General features: G+C 59.9%; 15 protein-coding genes and 2 tRNA genes. 12 read left to right on the forward strand and 5 right to left on the reverse strand.

Annotation, left to right across the window (positions count from 1 at the left end):
* Positions 1 to 61 precede the first annotated feature (61 nt).
* The 3 genes from ACP151_RS13465 to ACP151_RS13475 are packed head-to-tail and all read left to right on the forward strand — an operon-like array spanning position 62 to position 2,829.
* A complete protein-coding gene (locus ACP151_RS13465) occupies positions 62 to 1,681 on the forward strand; it encodes a pilus assembly protein TadG-related protein (protein ID WP_424979418.1) in 1,620 nt (539 codons plus the stop codon).
* Positions 1,678 to 2,214: a TadE/TadG family type IV pilus assembly protein gene (locus tag ACP151_RS13470; protein ID WP_424979419.1), complete on the forward strand. Its 537-nt coding sequence runs from the start codon at positions 1,678 to 1,680 to the stop codon at positions 2,212 to 2,214. Before ACP151_RS13465 ends, ACP151_RS13470 begins: the two co-directional genes overlap by 4 nt.
* A 3-nt stretch (positions 2,215 to 2,217) precedes the next feature.
* The gene (locus ACP151_RS13475) at positions 2,218 to 2,829 is read left to right on the forward strand and encodes a TadE/TadG family type IV pilus assembly protein (protein WP_424979420.1); all 612 of its coding nucleotides are present in this window, start codon (positions 2,218 to 2,220) and stop codon (positions 2,827 to 2,829) included.
* Between the two features lie 25 nt (positions 2,830 to 2,854).
* On the opposite strand, the gene ACP151_RS13480 is transcribed toward ACP151_RS13475, so the two are convergent.
* Positions 2,855 to 3,328: a hypothetical protein gene (locus ACP151_RS13480; protein ID WP_424979421.1), complete on the reverse strand. Its 474-nt coding sequence runs from the start codon at positions 3,326 to 3,328 to the stop codon at positions 2,855 to 2,857.
* A 104-nt stretch (positions 3,329 to 3,432) separates the two neighbouring features.
* Positions 3,433 to 4,401, reverse strand: coding sequence for an NAD(P)-dependent oxidoreductase (locus ACP151_RS13485; RefSeq protein ID WP_424979422.1), 969 nt, complete (start codon positions 4,399 to 4,401; stop codon positions 3,433 to 3,435).
* 106 nt (positions 4,402 to 4,507) lie between these two features.
* Between ACP151_RS13485 and ACP151_RS13490 the strand changes: the two genes are divergently transcribed.
* From ACP151_RS13490 to ACP151_RS13500, 3 genes are all read left to right on the forward strand, one after another.
* Positions 4,508 to 5,383 carry a LysR substrate-binding domain-containing protein gene (locus ACP151_RS13490; RefSeq protein WP_424979423.1) on the forward strand — a complete coding sequence of 292 codons (876 nt, stop codon included), beginning with the start codon at positions 4,508 to 4,510 and terminating at the stop codon, positions 5,381 to 5,383.
* Positions 5,384 to 5,436: 53 nt separating this feature from the next.
* A complete protein-coding gene (locus ACP151_RS13495; RefSeq protein ID WP_424979424.1) occupies positions 5,437 to 6,624 on the forward strand; it encodes a 4Fe-4S double cluster binding domain-containing protein in 1,188 nt (395 codons plus the stop codon).
* A 203-nt stretch (positions 6,625 to 6,827) separates the two neighbouring features.
* Positions 6,828 to 7,739, forward strand: coding sequence for a pirin family protein (locus ACP151_RS13500; RefSeq protein WP_424979425.1), 912 nt, complete (start codon positions 6,828 to 6,830; stop codon positions 7,737 to 7,739).
* Between the two features lie 405 nt (positions 7,740 to 8,144).
* Here the strand turns inward: ACP151_RS13500 and ACP151_RS13505 are convergent, their stop codons facing one another.
* A complete protein-coding gene (locus ACP151_RS13505) occupies positions 8,145 to 8,732 on the reverse strand; it encodes a TetR/AcrR family transcriptional regulator (RefSeq protein WP_424979426.1) in 588 nt (195 codons plus the stop codon).
* Between the two features lie 169 nt (positions 8,733 to 8,901).
* Here ACP151_RS13505 and ACP151_RS13510 point away from each other — a divergent pair, with 169 nt between their 5' ends.
* From ACP151_RS13510 to ACP151_RS13535, 6 genes are all read left to right on the forward strand, one after another.
* A complete protein-coding gene (locus ACP151_RS13510; protein WP_424979427.1) occupies positions 8,902 to 9,156 on the forward strand; it encodes a hypothetical protein in 255 nt (84 codons plus the stop codon).
* A 113-nt stretch (positions 9,157 to 9,269) separates the two neighbouring features.
* Complete coding sequence (locus ACP151_RS13515; RefSeq protein WP_424979428.1) at positions 9,270 to 10,556, forward strand: homoserine dehydrogenase; 1,287 nt, start codon at positions 9,270 to 9,272, stop codon at positions 10,554 to 10,556.
* A 155-nt stretch (positions 10,557 to 10,711) separates the two neighbouring features.
* The gene (gene glpX, locus ACP151_RS13520) at positions 10,712 to 11,698 is read left to right on the forward strand and encodes a class II fructose-bisphosphatase (protein WP_424979429.1); all 987 of its coding nucleotides are present in this window, start codon (positions 10,712 to 10,714) and stop codon (positions 11,696 to 11,698) included.
* 109 nt (positions 11,699 to 11,807) lie between these two features.
* Positions 11,808 to 13,547, forward strand: coding sequence for a single-stranded-DNA-specific exonuclease RecJ (gene recJ, locus ACP151_RS13525; protein ID WP_424979430.1), 1,740 nt, complete (start codon positions 11,808 to 11,810; stop codon positions 13,545 to 13,547).
* Between the two features lie 104 nt (positions 13,548 to 13,651).
* A tRNA-Glu gene (locus ACP151_RS13530) sits at positions 13,652 to 13,726 on the forward strand.
* Positions 13,727 to 13,895: 169 nt separating this feature from the next.
* Positions 13,896 to 13,970, forward strand: a tRNA-Glu gene (locus ACP151_RS13535).
* 572 nt (positions 13,971 to 14,542) lie between these two features.
* Here ACP151_RS13535 and ACP151_RS13540 read toward each other — a convergent pair.
* Both ACP151_RS13540 and ACP151_RS13545 read right to left on the reverse strand, forming a co-directional pair.
* A complete protein-coding gene (locus ACP151_RS13540) occupies positions 14,543 to 15,595 on the reverse strand; it encodes a diguanylate cyclase domain-containing protein (protein ID WP_424979431.1) in 1,053 nt (350 codons plus the stop codon).
* Positions 15,592 to 16,179, reverse strand: a complete 588-nt coding sequence (locus tag ACP151_RS13545; RefSeq protein ID WP_424979432.1) for a heme NO-binding domain-containing protein — start codon at positions 16,177 to 16,179, stop codon at positions 15,592 to 15,594. The genes ACP151_RS13540 and ACP151_RS13545 overlap by 4 nt, the downstream gene beginning before the upstream one ends.
* Positions 16,180 to 16,193: the final 14 nt, after the last annotated feature.

Genomic DNA, 16,193 nt, shown 5'->3' on the forward strand with positions numbered 1-16,193 from the left:
TAATGGAATTCCGCTGCAGAAGCCGGGCTGGCCTGTTCCCCAGCCGCAAGGGGGTATTTAGATGAGTATGCACCACAAGAATTCTACCGCGCTGAGCAATCCGCTCAGGCTGCGCTGCCCAACCAAGATACGCTCCTTCCTGCGGGAAGAGGACGGCGTTCTGGCAAAGCCGATGATCGGCACCCTGATCCTTATGCTGGCCATCGGCGGCATCGGCGTCGATCTGATGCGGATGGAGCGTGACCGCACCACCCTGCAATACACGCTGGACCGGGCCGTTCTGGCCGCTGCTGACCTGGATCAGGTGCTTGAACCTGAAGATGTTGTTCAGGACTACCTGAGCAAAGCAGGTCTAGGCGACTATTACAGCACACCGATTGTACAGGAATCACTGGGCTACAAGAGTGTTGAAAGCACTGTAAGTGCTACCTTCCCCACCCATCTGGCAAAGTTCGCCGGTCTCGACGACCTGCCGATTTATGCCAATTCGCGCGCGGAAGAGAGCATCGACGGTGTCGAAATCTCGATGGTTCTGGACGTTTCAGGTTCCATGAGGTCCAACAACCGGCTGACCAACCTGAAAGTCGCGGCGAAAGATTTTGTCGATACGATGGTGGCAAACACAACCGACGGCAAAATGTCGATTTCCATCGTACCCTACGCGACCCAGGTTTCGCTGCCAGAAGACCTGTACAATCAGTATAATATCTCCACGCCGGGTGACACGATCTACTCGCGTTGTGCAAATTTTGCAGGCTCGGATTTCGAGTCCGCATCTCTTTCACAGGAAGATGAGCTGGACGGCACCATGCACTTCACCCCCTGGGGCAGTACGAGGCGTGACAACCGGACTTACTATTCCAACCCCCAGTTGGTGAGTTCGCCGGTGTGCGAAGACGATCCCACCCGGGAAATTCTGCCATTCCAAAAGGATGCCACGGTACTCAAGAGTTACATCGATAGTTTTTGGGGCGGCGGCAACACTTCGATCGACATCGGCATGAAATGGGGCACGACCCTACTGGATCCTTCAGCACGGCCTGCCATCAGCGCCCTGACCACAGGCACAGAGGCATCGGTGCCGGATGATTTTGCGGCACGTCCTTCGGAATATACAGATACCGATACCGTAAAAGTCATCGTGTTGATGACAGACGGCCAGAACACTTCGCAATACTATGTTGAAAGCGATCACCGCGAAGGTGCCTCAAACGTCTGGTACGACGCGGCGACCAAACGCTATTCAACTTACAACCCGTCGAACGGAAAGTATTACTGGCATGATGTGTCTTCGTACTGGAAGACACAGCCATACGGCGACGCCCCGCAAAGGCTAGGCTATTCTGACCTGTTTGCATCGACGTCACTGAAATATCTTTACTATAACCTCTACCGCGACTGGATGGGCACCAGCTCTGCCCGCAGTGCCTGGTACTATGGTGTCTATGACTACTATGGCAATTCGACCAAAAATGCGCGCACTCGCAGCATTTGCCAGGCAGCCAAAGATCAGGGGATAATAGTCTATACAATCGGCTTTGAAGCCCCCAGCAACGGGGTAGCGGTCCTGCAGGATTGCGCCAGTTCCGACTCCCATTATTTCGACGTTGACGGGCTTGAAATCAGTGACGCGTTCGCATCGATTGCAACGTCCATCCGCCAGCTGAGGTTGACCCAATGATTAGACGCATGAAACGAAACCTGCGCCATTTCCGGGTGCATGAAGATGGCAATGCTTCGCTAGAGTTCGCCATTGTCATCCCCGCCTTTCTATTGATCTTGATGACGACAGTTGAGCTGGGGATGATCAACCTGCGCCACTCGCAACTGGAACGCGCTCTTGACCAGACTGTCCGCGACATCCGCCTGACTACCGGCGCAAGCCCACAGCATGACGATATCCGCGATGCAGTATGCGAGCGCTCGGGCTTCATTAACGATTGCAGCACGTCGCTGCGGCTGGAGATGGTACAGGTTGATCCGTTCAACTGGACGCCGATCAGCTCCACTGCGGACTGTGTCAACCGTATCGAGGATGTCCAGCCTGTCCGGAACTTCGTCAACGGCCAATCGAACGAGCTGATGCTGATCCGCGCCTGCATGAAATTCAAACCGCTTTTCCCGACTTGGGGTCTGGGGGACAGCTTGGCCAAGGACGAAGACGGCCGTATCGCCCTGACCGCATCATCCGCATTTGTTCAGGAACCGAGGTGACCTATGCTGACTGCTCTTAAACAATTCCTACCCGAGCGTCTGCGCAGCTTTCGGCGCCTCACTGATGGCAACGTCTCGATCGAGTTTGCGCTTTATGCTCCGCTCCTGCTTGTCGTGTTTGCAGCGATCTATACTTTTTTCGATGCATTCCGCCGCGACAGCGTCAATCTGAAAGCCGCCTTTACGATCTCCGATCTGATCTCCCGAGAGACCACGGCGATCAACGACGACTATCTCGACAGCATGTATGAGATGGCCAAATTGCTGATCCGTCAGGATACTGAGCTGGGCATGCGGGTTTCAGTGGTGCACTGGGACGAAGACGATGCCAAATTCTACGTCGACTGGTCCGAAGTACGTGGCACCTCTGACTCCAGCTGGACAGACGGAACGATCAACAACGTGTCGGAACAATTGCCGGACATGCCAGACCAGGAGCGTGTCATTCTGGTGGAAACCTTCAACGAAGTTGACCCATTCTTCGATGTCGGTCTGCCAACTCTCAACTTGGACAACTTCGTCTTCACCCGTCCGCGCTTTGCTCCGCTCGTCCCCTTTGAGGGAAGCGCCACCGGTTCCGGCAGCCACAATGACGACACCGACGGCATCGACTAAGGTTGACCCAAGAACTGTACAAAGCTCACTGGCCGCGCTGCACCAGCATCGCGGCCAGAATTTCTGACATCGCCTTGCCTTGCGATCCGGGTGTCACACCGCCAATGCCGATCCGGCGGCCAGATCGCCACCAAAGCCCGGGCATCCAGACCCTGGCCTCTGTTGTTTTGGTACGGATCAGAAAACCGTTCGATGGTTTGAAGGCAAAAAAGCCACGGTCGATGGCTTCGATGTCCTTTACCTGTGCAATGACCCGCCCATCAGAACACCGCAGCACTTCTGTCGTCAGCTCGATCCTGTGAACGGTCGCTTGCCACATCCGCACCGACAGCCACAAAGCCGCAAATCCAACCGCAAGCAGGAACACCAGCCAGGGTGGAGAAGGCGGCGCCGCAAAAACGACAAATATCAGAAGGCAACCGGTCAGCCCCAGCATTGCCGTTCCCATCACACGCCGCCCGGCCGAGGCTTCAATAGCAGCCAAAACGTCCCCGTTCATCCGTTGCTCCCTTTTCTGCCCTGCCGGGCATAGACCGTATCGGAAAAAGAAAACAGCCCCCGCCGGAGCAGGGGCTGGCTGCAGCCGTGCAGTTTTGGGGAAACTTACTCCGCAGCAGCGCGGCGCACGACCACCTCGTAACCGGGTTCTTCCGGCTCATCGTCGATCAGTTCCTGCGGGAAGCCCGGTGCAGTGATTGACAGGCCAGTGGCTTCTTCCAGGCGTTCGATCATCCGGTCGGACTGCGCCCGCTCGCCATAGCGGCTCTGACCGTCCTTCATCATCTCGATCATCAGAGGCGACAGCTCAAGCGGCACGTTGTTGCGGTCCGCCAGGGTCTGGAACAGACCGATGTCCTTCATCACCAGATCCATGGTGAAATTCACATCGCGCGACCCCGACAGGATCAGCTGGCTTTCGGTTTCATGCGCAAAAGACGTGCCTGAAGACATCGAGATCGCCTCAAACGTCATGCCCAGATCCATGCCGCAGGCCTTCATGACCGTCAGTGCTTCCATGACCGCCAGCAGGTTCAGGTTGGCCAGATAGTTGGTCATCACCTTCAGGGTTGAGGAATTGCCGATATCGCCCACATGCAGGATGCGGCGGCCCATGGTGGTCAGGATTGGCAGGATGCGTTCAAAGGTTGCGCGCTCACAGCCTGCGTAGATCGAGATATTGCCGGTGCCCGCCCGGTGGCAGCCGCCGGAAACCGGGCAGTCAACCGGCTCGCCGCCGCGCTCTGCCACCAGGGCGCCGAGGCGCTTCACTTCTTCCACGTCGGTGGTGGACATTTCCATCCAGACCTTACCGGGCTGCACATGCGGGATCATTTCGGACACCACTGCGTCAGACGCCGCCGGGCTCGGCAGGCAGGTGATCACCGCATCGCAATCCTGCATCATCTGTGCCGGGCTGCCACCCGCCTTTGCGCCGCGCTCCACAAAGGATTGCACCAGATCCGCATCCAGGTCGTGCACGCTCACGTCCAAGCCGTTGCGCACCAGGCTGCCTGCCAGTTTACCGCCAACGTTGCCAAGGCCAATAAAGCCGACTTTCATGTCCGTTGCCATTTTGTATCTCCTCACAGGGGAATTCATTTGCGGCATGGCTAGCTTGACCCCCGCCAAAATTAAAACGAATAATATCGCAGTCTGACCCTATGAAATTTTGCAACACATGTCTGATCTGCCCAATCTCGTCTGGCTGCGTGCATTTGAGGCCGCCGCCCGCCTGCAAAGCTTCACGGCCGCCGCCGAAGAACTGGGGCTGACCCAAGCCGCCGTAAGCCACCAGGTCCGCAGCCTGGAAAAAAGCTTTGGCATCACGCTGTTCATCCGCCGTTCGCGGCATTTGGAGCTGACGCAACTGGGCCATGCCTATTACCCCTCTGTTGCCCAGGCTCTTACCGATATCGCATATTCTACCCGCGGGCTGCTGGGGCATGCGCAGACGCGTACGGTGACACTAAGAGCGCCTGTATCGACCGCTGTTTTGTGGATCGCCCCGCGGCTGGGTTCGTTCCATACCGCCTATCCGCATATACGCATCCGGCTGATTTCGGCCGTCTGGGCCGACAGCACCCAGGACGAAGACGTGGATATCGACCTGAGGCTGGGACCATCCGGCTGGTTCGACCGGCGCGCCCATCTGCTGTCTGCCGAAAGCGTGATCCCGGTGGCGCAGCCACAGCTGGCGCAGCAGCTGCAATCGGTTGACCAACTGTTTGACCAGACACTCATCCACATTCACGGATATCAGGACCACTGGCTGCGCCTTTCGGAACAGGAGGGCGTGCCGCTGAAAAACCGATCTGCGCCGCTCTATGTGGACACGTCGCTCGCCGCAATTGAAATGGCAGCCTCCGGCCCCGGGGTTGCGATGCTGATGCGACGCTATGCCGAGCTGTCGCTGTCGCAAGGACGGCTGACACAGGTGCTGAAGGCCGAGATCCCCATGGGACAGGGGCATTATCTGATGCCTGCTGCAGGCGAAGCCCCAAACAGCGCCGAGGTCGCCATGGTGCGGGATTGGGTTGTCTCCTTGTTCTGTTGACTCCCCCCGCGCCCGCTCTTGCCCATATCTGAATTGACCGATAGCGTCCGCCCATGCCCTGGCCCCAAAATACCCCGCCCCAGCGCGACGGCGATGCAGCCGCCGGAATCGAAGTCACCGATGATTTCGAGCGTTTCTCACAGCGAAACGACGTCTTCACCCGTGCCTTCTGGGACGAGAAGGTCAAATCCAAACACACCGCCAAGTTCTTTTCCTCCTACCGGATGGAGGCCGCACCGCGGCGCGGCGACGGGTTTACCCAGCGCGACTTTGCCCTGCGCAATGCCGCGTGGCTGATCTCTGATGTGGTTTCCAGCCGCCGCGCCAAGGACGGTATCCGCGAAGGCTTCCAAGCCGCCATCCAGCCTGACACACCGGTGGCCAAGGACGCGCTGGAAGTGGACGATCCTGCCAAAATGTCAGCCGAGGTGAAGCGCATTGCAAAATTCTTTGGCGCTGATCTTTGCGGCATCACGGATATGGACGAGCGCTGGCTATACAGCGCCCGCGTCGATGCCCGCGACATGTCCGAGGCGCCGCATAACCTGCCCGAAGGGCTGAACAGTGTCATCGTGCTGGGCCATGAGATGGACAAGGAGCTGGTCGCCACCTACCCCTCTGCCCTGGCAGGCGCTGCAACCGGGCGGGAATACAGTCATGAAGCCTCCATCGTGATGCAGCTTGCCGCCTATGTGCGGAACCTGGGGTATGAGGCGGTGCCATCGATGAATGACACCGGCCTGGTCATTCCCTATGCGGTGAAGGCAGGCCTGGGCGAATACGCCCGGAACCAGATGGTCATCACGCCAGAGTTCGGGCCGCGCCTGCGGTTTTCCAAGATCTTTACCAACCTGCCGCTGGCCCATGATGTGCCGCAACCCTCAGGGGTGAAGGATTTTTGCGGCATCTGCACCAAATGCGCCGATGCCTGCCCGGTGAAAGCGCTGCCTTACGGGCCGCCCTCTGCCGAGACTGCCAATGTCTCAGCCATCAAGGGCGTCAAAAAATGGACATCGGATGCCGAGAAATGCTTCTCCTTCTGGGCCAAGATGGCTTCGGACTGCGCGATCTGCATGCGGGTCTGCCCCTTCAACCGCGACTATTCCAAACGCCGCAACCGGCTGTGGCTGAAACTGGCGCTGAGCCCGCTGCGCAAACTGGCACTGCGGCTGGCAGCAAAGCACGGCGGGCGGAAGAAGCCAGCTGAGTGGTGGGCCGGCTCCGCCTCTGAACAGGACTGAGGCATCCGGCAACAAGGCAGCAACTCCCGCCCGTCCTTGGCGCCTCCGGCGCCGCGTTCCGTTGGGCCGGGCAGCCCTGCGGGCTGCAGAGCCGCTGGCACATTCGGTTCATCAACGCACAGTTCATGTGGCTTGCGGCTGGTTTTATCTCATGTGCGCACAGGCTATTTTGACTGCAGCAACGATGATCAGGAGACAAGAAGATGTCCCTCAGACCCATTCTTGAAAGCCGCCCGGCCCAGCCTCATACCGAAGGCGCCGGTGTCAAACTGCACCGCGCCTTCGGATTTCAGGATCCGTCGGAGCTGGATCCGTATCTGCTGTTTGACGACTTTCGCAACGAAAACCCAGAAGATTACCTGCGCGGTTTCCCCTGGCATCCGCACCGGGGCATCGAAACCATAACTTACGTGCTGGCAGGATCAGTCGAACACAGCGACTCGCTTGGCAATGCGGGCACCCTGGGCGCAGGCGATGTGCAGTGGATGACAGCCGGGTCCGGCATCCTGCATCAGGAAATGCCTTCAGGCAACGCCAAGGGGCAAATGCATGGGTTTCAGCTGTGGGGCAACCTGCCTGCGGCCGAAAAAATGACTGCTCCGCGATATCAGGATAAGCGCGGCGCGGATATTCCCGAAGTGATTGACGACGACGGCACAAGGGTAAAGGTGATCACCGGCGAATTCTGGGGCAAGCGCGGCCCGGTGGACGGGATAGCCGCCGATCCGCAGTATCTGGATGTTTTCCTGCCGGCAGGTGTGAAAAAGACCCTGCCAATAGACACCTACCGCCGTGCCTTTGCCTATGTGTTCGAGGGTAAAGCAGCTTTTGCCGATGCCTCAGCGCCACAGGGTGTTCTCCTGGAAAAGGAAGTTGCCGGCGAAGAGGTCAACATCCGCGACATGTCCGGCGACCGCACCCTGATCCGTTTTGGCAGCGGCGATGAAATCACCGTGCAGGCAGGGCCGGAGGGCGTGCGTTTTCTATTGATCTCGGGTGCGCCGATCAATGAACCGGTTGCCTGGCACGGGCCCATCGTGATGAACACCCAGGCCGAGCTGCGCCAGGCGTTCCGCGATTTGCGCAACGGCACCTTCATCAAGCCCGCACACTGACCGGAAAAACCCGCTGCCCCTGTTGTGCCATGCGGTGCAGGCTACGCCTCCTTGCGCCCATGACGCACTGCGCTTTCCCTGGCCAGCGACTGCTGGGGAAAGTGATAATTGTCCCGGCGTTTCGCGCCGCAGTCAGGGGCGACAAGATCCAGCTCTTCAAGGCCTTTGTGATGAACACCGCCCTGCCAAAAGTGACCCGCCCCGAATAATTTCAAAGGGCCATGGCTTTGGCTTGCGACGATAGCGCCTGCAGGAACCCAGATTATACGCCGATATCTGCTGCCCCCAGAAATCCGGCCGACGGCCCCCCGACAGCTTTCGGCGCAAACAGATCCGGCAATTCCCCAGCGACAAGATCCTGCCGCGATACTGCCCGCCTGCGGTCGGGCTTCAATGTCTGCATGCTCACGTGCTGACTGATTTTTGCACCATGCTCCAATAAACCCGCTCCACTTCATCCAGCGACAAGCGGCCCTCAGAGCGGTACCAGGTATTGACGCCGTTCAGCATCGCAATCACCGCCAGCGTCGCAACCTTGGTGTCGGGAATGTCGAATTCCCCCTGCTCCATCCCCTGTTTCAGGATATCTTCCACCCCGTTCTCGTAATTCCGGCGCAGCGATTCGATGACAGCGAAGTTTTTCTCTGTGAGGTTGCGCAGCTCCATGTAGGCAATGAACACCGCATCCGGGCGTTCCAGATGAAAGCGGATGTGAAAACCGGTAAAGCCGCGCAAACGCTCCAACGCACTGTCGGCCTGAGGCACGGCGTCCCAGGCAGTTTGCAAGTCCGCCATATGGCCCGCCATGAGGTTGAACAGCAGGCTTTGCTTGTCTGGCGTGTAATTATACAGCGCTCCGGCTTGCACCCCGACGTCCTTGGCGATCTGGCGCATAGAAACCGCCGCATAGCCATGCTGCGCAAACAGCCGCAATGCCGCCTCCCGGATACGGGGGCCAGTGATGTCGGAATGAGAACCTTGGGTGCGTGCCATAGTCCGAGAATAACTGAACGATCGTTCAGAAAAAAGGGAATATGCGCCATTATTGCTGATCCGCTGAGCTGCTGCAACAGCGGCCATCTGCCAGCAGCGGCGGAAAATCAATTGCCGCCCCCCGCGGTTGCGCCTAAAACCAATTTTGTAAAGCAAAGGACGACAGGCAATGCAGCTTGGCTCAGCAATCGCATTTATTCTGGCTGCAGCGGCAGCCACCGCCTGCACCCGTGTGCCAGAGCTGGAGGACAGGCTCACCCCCGATCTGCGGGGGGCTGCATATCCGAAACTGCTGCCGCTGGACGGCGCGCTGGAGCCGCTGGACCCACCGCAACTGGCGGGCCAGGATCTTCAGGATGAGCTCGACGCCCGCAGCGCCCGCCTGAAACGCCGCGCCGAAGCTGTAAAAAACGCCGAACTCTGACCGCATCGCGGCATTCCTGCCCGTATCACCCCCCATGTTCCGCAGCAGCGTTGCACGCCTGCGCTGAACCGGCTAAGGCGGGGCGGAAAATTTCGGACAAAGGACCCCCAGCCATGACAGAACCGCTACGCCTTGGGATTGCAGGCTTGGGCACCGTCGGCATCGGCGTGGTGAAGATCATCCGCCGCCACGCGGCGCTGCTGGAGGCGCGGACAGGACGCCCGGTCGTAATCTCCGCTGTGTCGGCACGCGATCCGGACAAGGATCGTGGTGTTTCGCTCAAGGACTATGCTTGGGAACGCGACCCGATGGCGCTGGCCGTGCGTGATGATGTCGATGTCTTTGTCGAGCTGATGGGCGGCCATGAAGGCGCGGCCAAGACCGCAACCGAGGCAGCGCTGGCGGCGGGCAAGGATGTTGTCACCGCCAACAAGGCGCTGCTGGCAATCCACGGACAGGCGCTGGCCGAACAGGCCGAGGGCGCAGGGCGGGTGATCCGCTTTGAAGCAGCCGTTGCCGGTGGCATTCCAGTCATCAAGTCACTGACCGAAGGGCTGGCCGGAAATGAGATCACCCGTGTCATGGGGGTCATGAACGGTACCTGCAACTACATCCTGACCCAGATGCAGGCCACTGAGCAGGGCTATAACGCACTGTTCGAAGAATGCGGCCGCCTGGGCTATCTCGAAGCGGACCCGAACCTCGACGTCGGCGGCATCGACGCAGGCCACAAGCTGGCGCTTCTGGCCTCTATTGCCTTCGGCACCAAACCTTCTTTCGACGATGTCGAACTGGAAGGCATCCAGCGCATCCAGCTCGAAGACATTCACGCCGCCGCCGACATGGGCTACCGCATCAAGCTTTTGGGCGTGGCACAGCGCACCGCCCGTGGCCTGGAACAGCGGATGTCCCCCTGCCTGGTGCCGGACAACTCCCCGCTTGGCCAGCTGGAAGGCGGCACCAATATGGTGGTAATCGAAGGCGACTCGATCGAGCAGGTCGTGCTGCGCGGCCCGGGCGCCGGCGAAGGCCCGACTGCCAGTGCCGTGATGGGCGATATTATGGATCTTGCCCGCGGCTTCCGCTTGTCGACCTTTGGCCAGCCTGCTGACACCCTGCAGGAAGTGCCTGCCGCCCAAACCGGCCTGCCTGCCCCCTTCTATCTGCGCATGGCTCTGCTGGACAAACCCGGCGCCCTGGCAAAAGTGGCCTCTGTTCTGGGCGATGCTGGTGTCTCGATTGACCGCATGCGTCAATACGGTCACTCCGAACCGACAGCGCCGGTGCTGATCGTCACCCACAAATGCACCCGCGCCACTTTGGATGCTGCACTGGAGGGCCTCGCCGCCACTGACGTTGTCGATGGCGCCCCCGTCGCCTTGCGCATCGAAGAGGTCTGAACCGCCTTAAACGGCCAGATTTTGCGATTTTGTGGACCGCGGCAGGGCTTTCCTGCCGCGGTGACCGCTATCGCCCCTTGCGAGCCTGCCCTGCCCCGCGCTATTCGGCTTGGAACGCCCATTCACATCTTTCCCGTTGAAACAGGAATTCCGGTATGACTTCGAACACCTCTGACGCGCCCTTTCACGACCGTATGCTGTCACTGGGGCTGGCCCGCGTTGCCGAGCAGGCCGCTCTGGCTTCCGCTTCGCTGATCGGCCGCGGCGACGAGAAGGCCGCCGATCAGGCAGCCGTGAACGCCATGCGCGAACAGCTGAACCTGCTGGACATCGCGGGCGTGGTTGTGATCGGCGAAGGCGAGCGTGACGAGGCCCCGATGCTGTACATCGGCGAGGAAGTCGGCACAGGCAACGGCCCGGGCGTCGATATCGCACTGGACCCGCTGGAAGGCACCACTCTTACCGCCAAGGACATGCCGAACGCGCTGACCGTGATCGCCATGGGCCCGCGCGGCTCCATGCTGCACGCGCCGGACACCTATATGGACAAATTGGCAGTTGGCCCGGGCTACCCGGAAGGCGTTGTCTCTCTGGACATGTCTCCGCGCGCGCGTGTCGAGGCGCTGGCAGCCGCCAAAGGCTGCGCACCCTCTGACATCACCGTCTGTATCCTGGAGCGCCCCCGCCATGAAGCCATGATCGCGGAAGTTCGCGAAACCGGCGCCTCGATCCGTCTGATCACCGACGGCGACGTGGCTGGCGTGATGCATTGCGCCGAATCGGAAACCACGGGCATCGATATGTACATGGGCCAGGGCGGCGCGCCGGAAGGCGTTCTGGCAGCCGCTGCGCTGAAATGCATGGGCGGCCAGATCTTCTGCCGCCTGGTGTTCCGCAACGAAGACGAGAAGGCCCGCGCCGCCAAGGCCGGCATCACCGATCTGGACCGTATCTACACCCGCGACGAGATGGTCACCCAGGACGTGATTTTTGCCGCCACAGGTGTGACCGGCGGTTCGCTGCTGCCCAGCATCAAGCGCACCCCCGGCTGGGTTGAAACCACCACTCTGCTGATGCGTTCCAAAACCGGTTCGGTGCGCCGCATGACCTACCGCACCCCGCTGGCACCGCATCAGACGTAAGCCTGGCGCACGGTAGCGGCTTGTGCCGCTGCCTTCGGCAAGAGTATTTAGAGAAAAGTGAAAGGGCCGGATCCACATGGGGTCCGGCCTTTGCATATGGGGGCAGAAGATGAGCTTTTTAGGTGTTGAGCAATCCTTGACCGGACGCCGCTGGGTCGGCCCCGGGGTTGAAATCGACCGGGCATCGGAAATGATGACGCAGCAAACCGGCCTGCCCCGATCAGTCTGCCAGGTTCTGGCTCGCCGCGGGGTGCCTGCGATGGAAGCCAAAGGGTTTCTAGAGCCCAAGCTGAAGGAGCTGCTGCCCGACCCCCGTGACATGAAGGACATGGAAGCCGCCGCCGCGCGTTTCCTGCAGGCCGTGCAGAAGCGCCAGCGGATTGCGGTCTTTGCCGACTACGACGTGGATGGCGGCAGCTCTGCAGCGCTGCTGCTTGTGTGGCTGCGGCAGATGGGGCTGGAGGCCACACTTTATATCCCCGACCGTATTGACGAGGGGTATGGCCCCAATGTGCCGGCAATGCAGGAACTGGCAGCGGCGCATGACCTGATCATCTGCGTCGATTGCGGCACTCTCAGCCACGAGCCGATTGCAGCCGCCAAGGGCGCCGACGTCATTGTGTTGGACCACCACCTGGGCGGCGAGACGCTGCCGGACTGTGTGGCGGTGGTGAACCCCAACCGTCAGGATGAAAGCGGCGATCTGGGCTATTTCTGTGCCGCGGGCGTGGTGTTCCTGATGCTGGTCGAGGCCGGGCGCCAGATGCGCGAGGCCGGCGCCAAGGGTCCCGACCTGATGGCGCTGCTGGACCTTGTGGCGCTGGCCACAGTGGCAGATGTGGCGCCGCTGATCGGCGCCAACCGGGCGCTGGTGCGCCAAGGCCTGAAAGTGATGGCTGGGCGCAAACGCGTCGGCCTTGTAGCCTTGGCAGATGTGTCTCGCATGGATTCGGCCCCTTCCGCCTATCATCTGGGGTTTCTTCTGGGGCCGCGCGTCAATGCAGGCGGGCGCATCGGCAAGGCGGACCTAGGCGCGCGCCTCCTATCCACAGACAACCCGCATGAGGCCGCAGCCCTAGCCGAACGGCTGGATGAGCTGAACACCGAGCGCCGCGATATCGAAAACGCCGTGCGCGCAGCCGCCCTGGATCAGGCAGAGGACCGCGGGCTGGAAGCACCGCTGGTCTGGGCCGCAGGCGAAGGCTGGCACCCCGGTGTAGTCGGCATTGTTGCGTCCCGGCTGAAAGAAGCCGCAAACCGTCCCGCCGTCGTAATCGGTTTTGACGGGCAGGAGGGCAAAGGATCCGGGCGGTCCGTGTCCGGCGTCGACCTCGGCGCCTCTATCCAGCGGCTGGTTGCCGAAGGCCTGTTGGTCAAGGGCGGCGGGCACAAAATGGCAGCAGGCCTTACGGTGATGCGCGACAAACTGGAACCGGCAATGGAGCGGCTGACAGAGCTGCTGGCCAAGCAAGGTGCCGGACAGGGCGGTCCGGCAGACCTGAAACTGGACGGTGCCCTGATGCCCGGAGCTGCCAAAGTGGATCTGATTGAACAGATTGAGCAGGCAGGCCCCTTTGGTGCAGGCGCCCCTGCCCCGCGCTATGCGCTGCCGGACCTGCAGGTGCGCTTTGCCAAGAAAATTGGCGAAAGCCACCTAAAGCTCTCGCTTACGGATGGCATGGGCGGCACTGTAGACGCGATCTGCTTTGGCGCCTTTGACAGCCCATTGGGACCGCGACTTCTTGAACACGGCGGCGCCCGTTTTCACTTTGCCGGACGGCTGGAAGTGAACAGCTGGGGCGGCCGCCAAAACCCCCAGCTACGCCTGGAAGATGTAGCTGAAGCCTGATGTTTCAAGGACTTACCATCTGTGGATAAGAATCTTTCCAAAGGTGTCTTTTTCCCCTTGCGAGTTTGCGCGCTTGCCACTAAACAGCCGCTCACGCACAGAGTGGCCCGTTCGTCTATCGGTTAGGACGCCAGGTTTTCAACCTGGAAAGAGGGGTTCGATTCCCCTACGGGCTGCCACTTTCCTTAGCATTTCAAAAAGCTATTTCACACTGAAGAGCTGTGATTTTTCTTTTTATTTCATACAGGTGCTGAGCTTTTCGTAACGCCGGAAAAACTTCACCTTTCCGCAAAAAAGCCTCTTGCGCCCGCCCAGTTCAATCAGTAAACACCGCCTCACGCACAGAGTGGCCCGTTCGTCTATCGGTTAGGACGCCAGGTTTTCAACCTGGAAAGAGGGGTTCGATTCCCCTACGGGCTGCCACTTCTGCACTTCATACCCCTACTAGAGATTTCAGATCTAATAATATTGCAAGATGCTGGCTTGAGCATTTGAGGCGTTTCTTGCCGTGCATTCGGTCCAACAAGAGAAACAGCCGGTCGGCACCAGGCCGTCTGACAGCAGACGCCGGACAAACGCGCATTCCTGCAGAGAGACCACCTCTGGCCTGTTGCCTCTGTCAGCTCAATTTCTGTTGATGAAGGATATGCCGCCCCCAAATGCGCCGGTCCGGCGCAGGCCAGCGTTTCCATTGCGGCGAATACCAGACGCCTCCCGCCGTATTACACTGGTGCCGGTTCCGTTTCCCACGAGCGGCACCTTAGAACCGCCGGTATCAGCCCCGAAAACCTGATACGTCTCTGCGCCATTGCATGGGTCTTAGCCGCCCTGCTGGCTGAAACAGCAGTCCCAGAGGCCCTCATTCTTGCGAAGCGCGCAGGGCCGTACCGCCCTGCCAACATTGCCCTACACCGCCGACCTTCGGTGAGGTGCTGAACAAAGGCTCCGCTTGGTTTCACAAGCGTCCTGAGATCAGCTGTGGCGAAACCTTTGCCTCAGGTGGCGGGGCCACGCGCCGCAGCAGGGTACGGCCCCGCCATGCCCCGGTCTGCTGTGGCGTCCGCCTTTTCGATACCTTCACGGTAAAAGCAATGCTGAGCCCGGCCGGCCCGTTTGGCGGCATAGAGCGCCAGATCCGCCTGGTTCAGAAGCTTCTGTGCATCCGGGTCTTTTTCCCAGCTGGACAGCGTGGTCCCTGCACTGGCGGAAATCCGGCAGATCTGGCCGCCAAAGGGGATAGGCTCCTCCAACCGCTGGATGAGGCGATTCGCAATCGTTTCAAGCCTGCCGGTATCCATTACGCCTTCAAGGATCATCACGAATTCATCGCCACCGACCCTGGCTACTGTGTCCGATTGGCGGGTGCATTCCACCATCAGCCGCGCGGCCTGCTGCAGCACCGCATCCCCTGCCGCATGCCCCAGAGTGTCATTGACCTGTTTGAAGAAATCCAGGTCCAGATGCATCAGCGCAAATTCACGGCCACTGGCAATCAGCCGCTCCAGCACATGATCCATGGCACGGCGGTTCTTCAGGCCCGTCAAAGTATCAGTAAAGGCCTGCTCTTCTGCTGCAATCTTGGCCCCCTGCAAACGCAGGTTCAGCTGTCGCGAGGCTTCCATCGCAGCAGATTTTGCCTCTACAAGATACAGCATCTCAATCGTCAGATCGGTTGGAGAGAAATCTGCACTGGTCAAATCGTAATCGCGCACCGCCTCCAGCACGGAAATCCCAAACGACAGGTTTACAAAAACCCCTTGCCCATCCGGCAATGGCGTGCACCCCCCCTTGAGCCCGGTTTGCGGCGCGTCCCGAAACTGCAGATGCAGCTTGCTGCCTGCAAAACGTGCCAGATCCTCCACCGAACGTACTGAGCGCGGCCGGGACAGGTCGAATACCCTGAAAAACCGGCGCCCTTCCCAGTTCAGCTGAGGGCGCAGTTTTTTGAGGGTCGGGCCTGCGGAAACAATTCTCCCGTGGTTGTCGACGATGACAAACATCGGGCAAATAACATTCGCCATGCCGGTCAGCTGCTCGAATGTCATCATAGCGAATGTGCCCCCAGATCGAATTCCCGCCCGGCAGCGAATTCCGTTTCCACCAAGGTGATCGAAATCCTCTCGGCACCGTCGTGGGTGCCGCTATGGTTCAAAAACACCAGATCACCATAGTCATCCGCCATGGCCCTCAAAACCCCCATCAGAACATGCGCATACCCTGGCAGCCCCTGCTGGCAGACAAGTTCGAACTGGTCCGGGGCCTGCTCCAGCAGCTCCAGTCCAGGAAGGTGCAGGTCCGAAACCGCCAGCCGTGCCCGGTCCGACAGATCATCCAATGAGTGCAGGAATTCCACATACGTTACGCCGCCAAAGCGCAACAGCCGCCGCAACGCCTCGACTTGCGGATTGGACACAAGGAATGTCCCCATGTCCTCAAGCATTTCCGGCAGCGGGCGCGCCAGAACCTTTTCCATCGCCGCCAACATCCGGCCAGATTGCTCTTCGGTGTAATACAGCATGGCTTCGAACTCGGCGAACCCGAGCTCAGCCTCTTCCATGACCTCTTCCCAGCGGTCAGCCCCGTAGGTACTCGTCACAAAAGCCTGAATCGCCTTATTGATCAGACCGTGCATGCATTGGCCCCTCT

The organism is Leisingera sp. S232 (genome assembly GCF_049800895.1).
Classification (GTDB): Bacteria; Pseudomonadota; Alphaproteobacteria; order Rhodobacterales; family Rhodobacteraceae; genus Leisingera.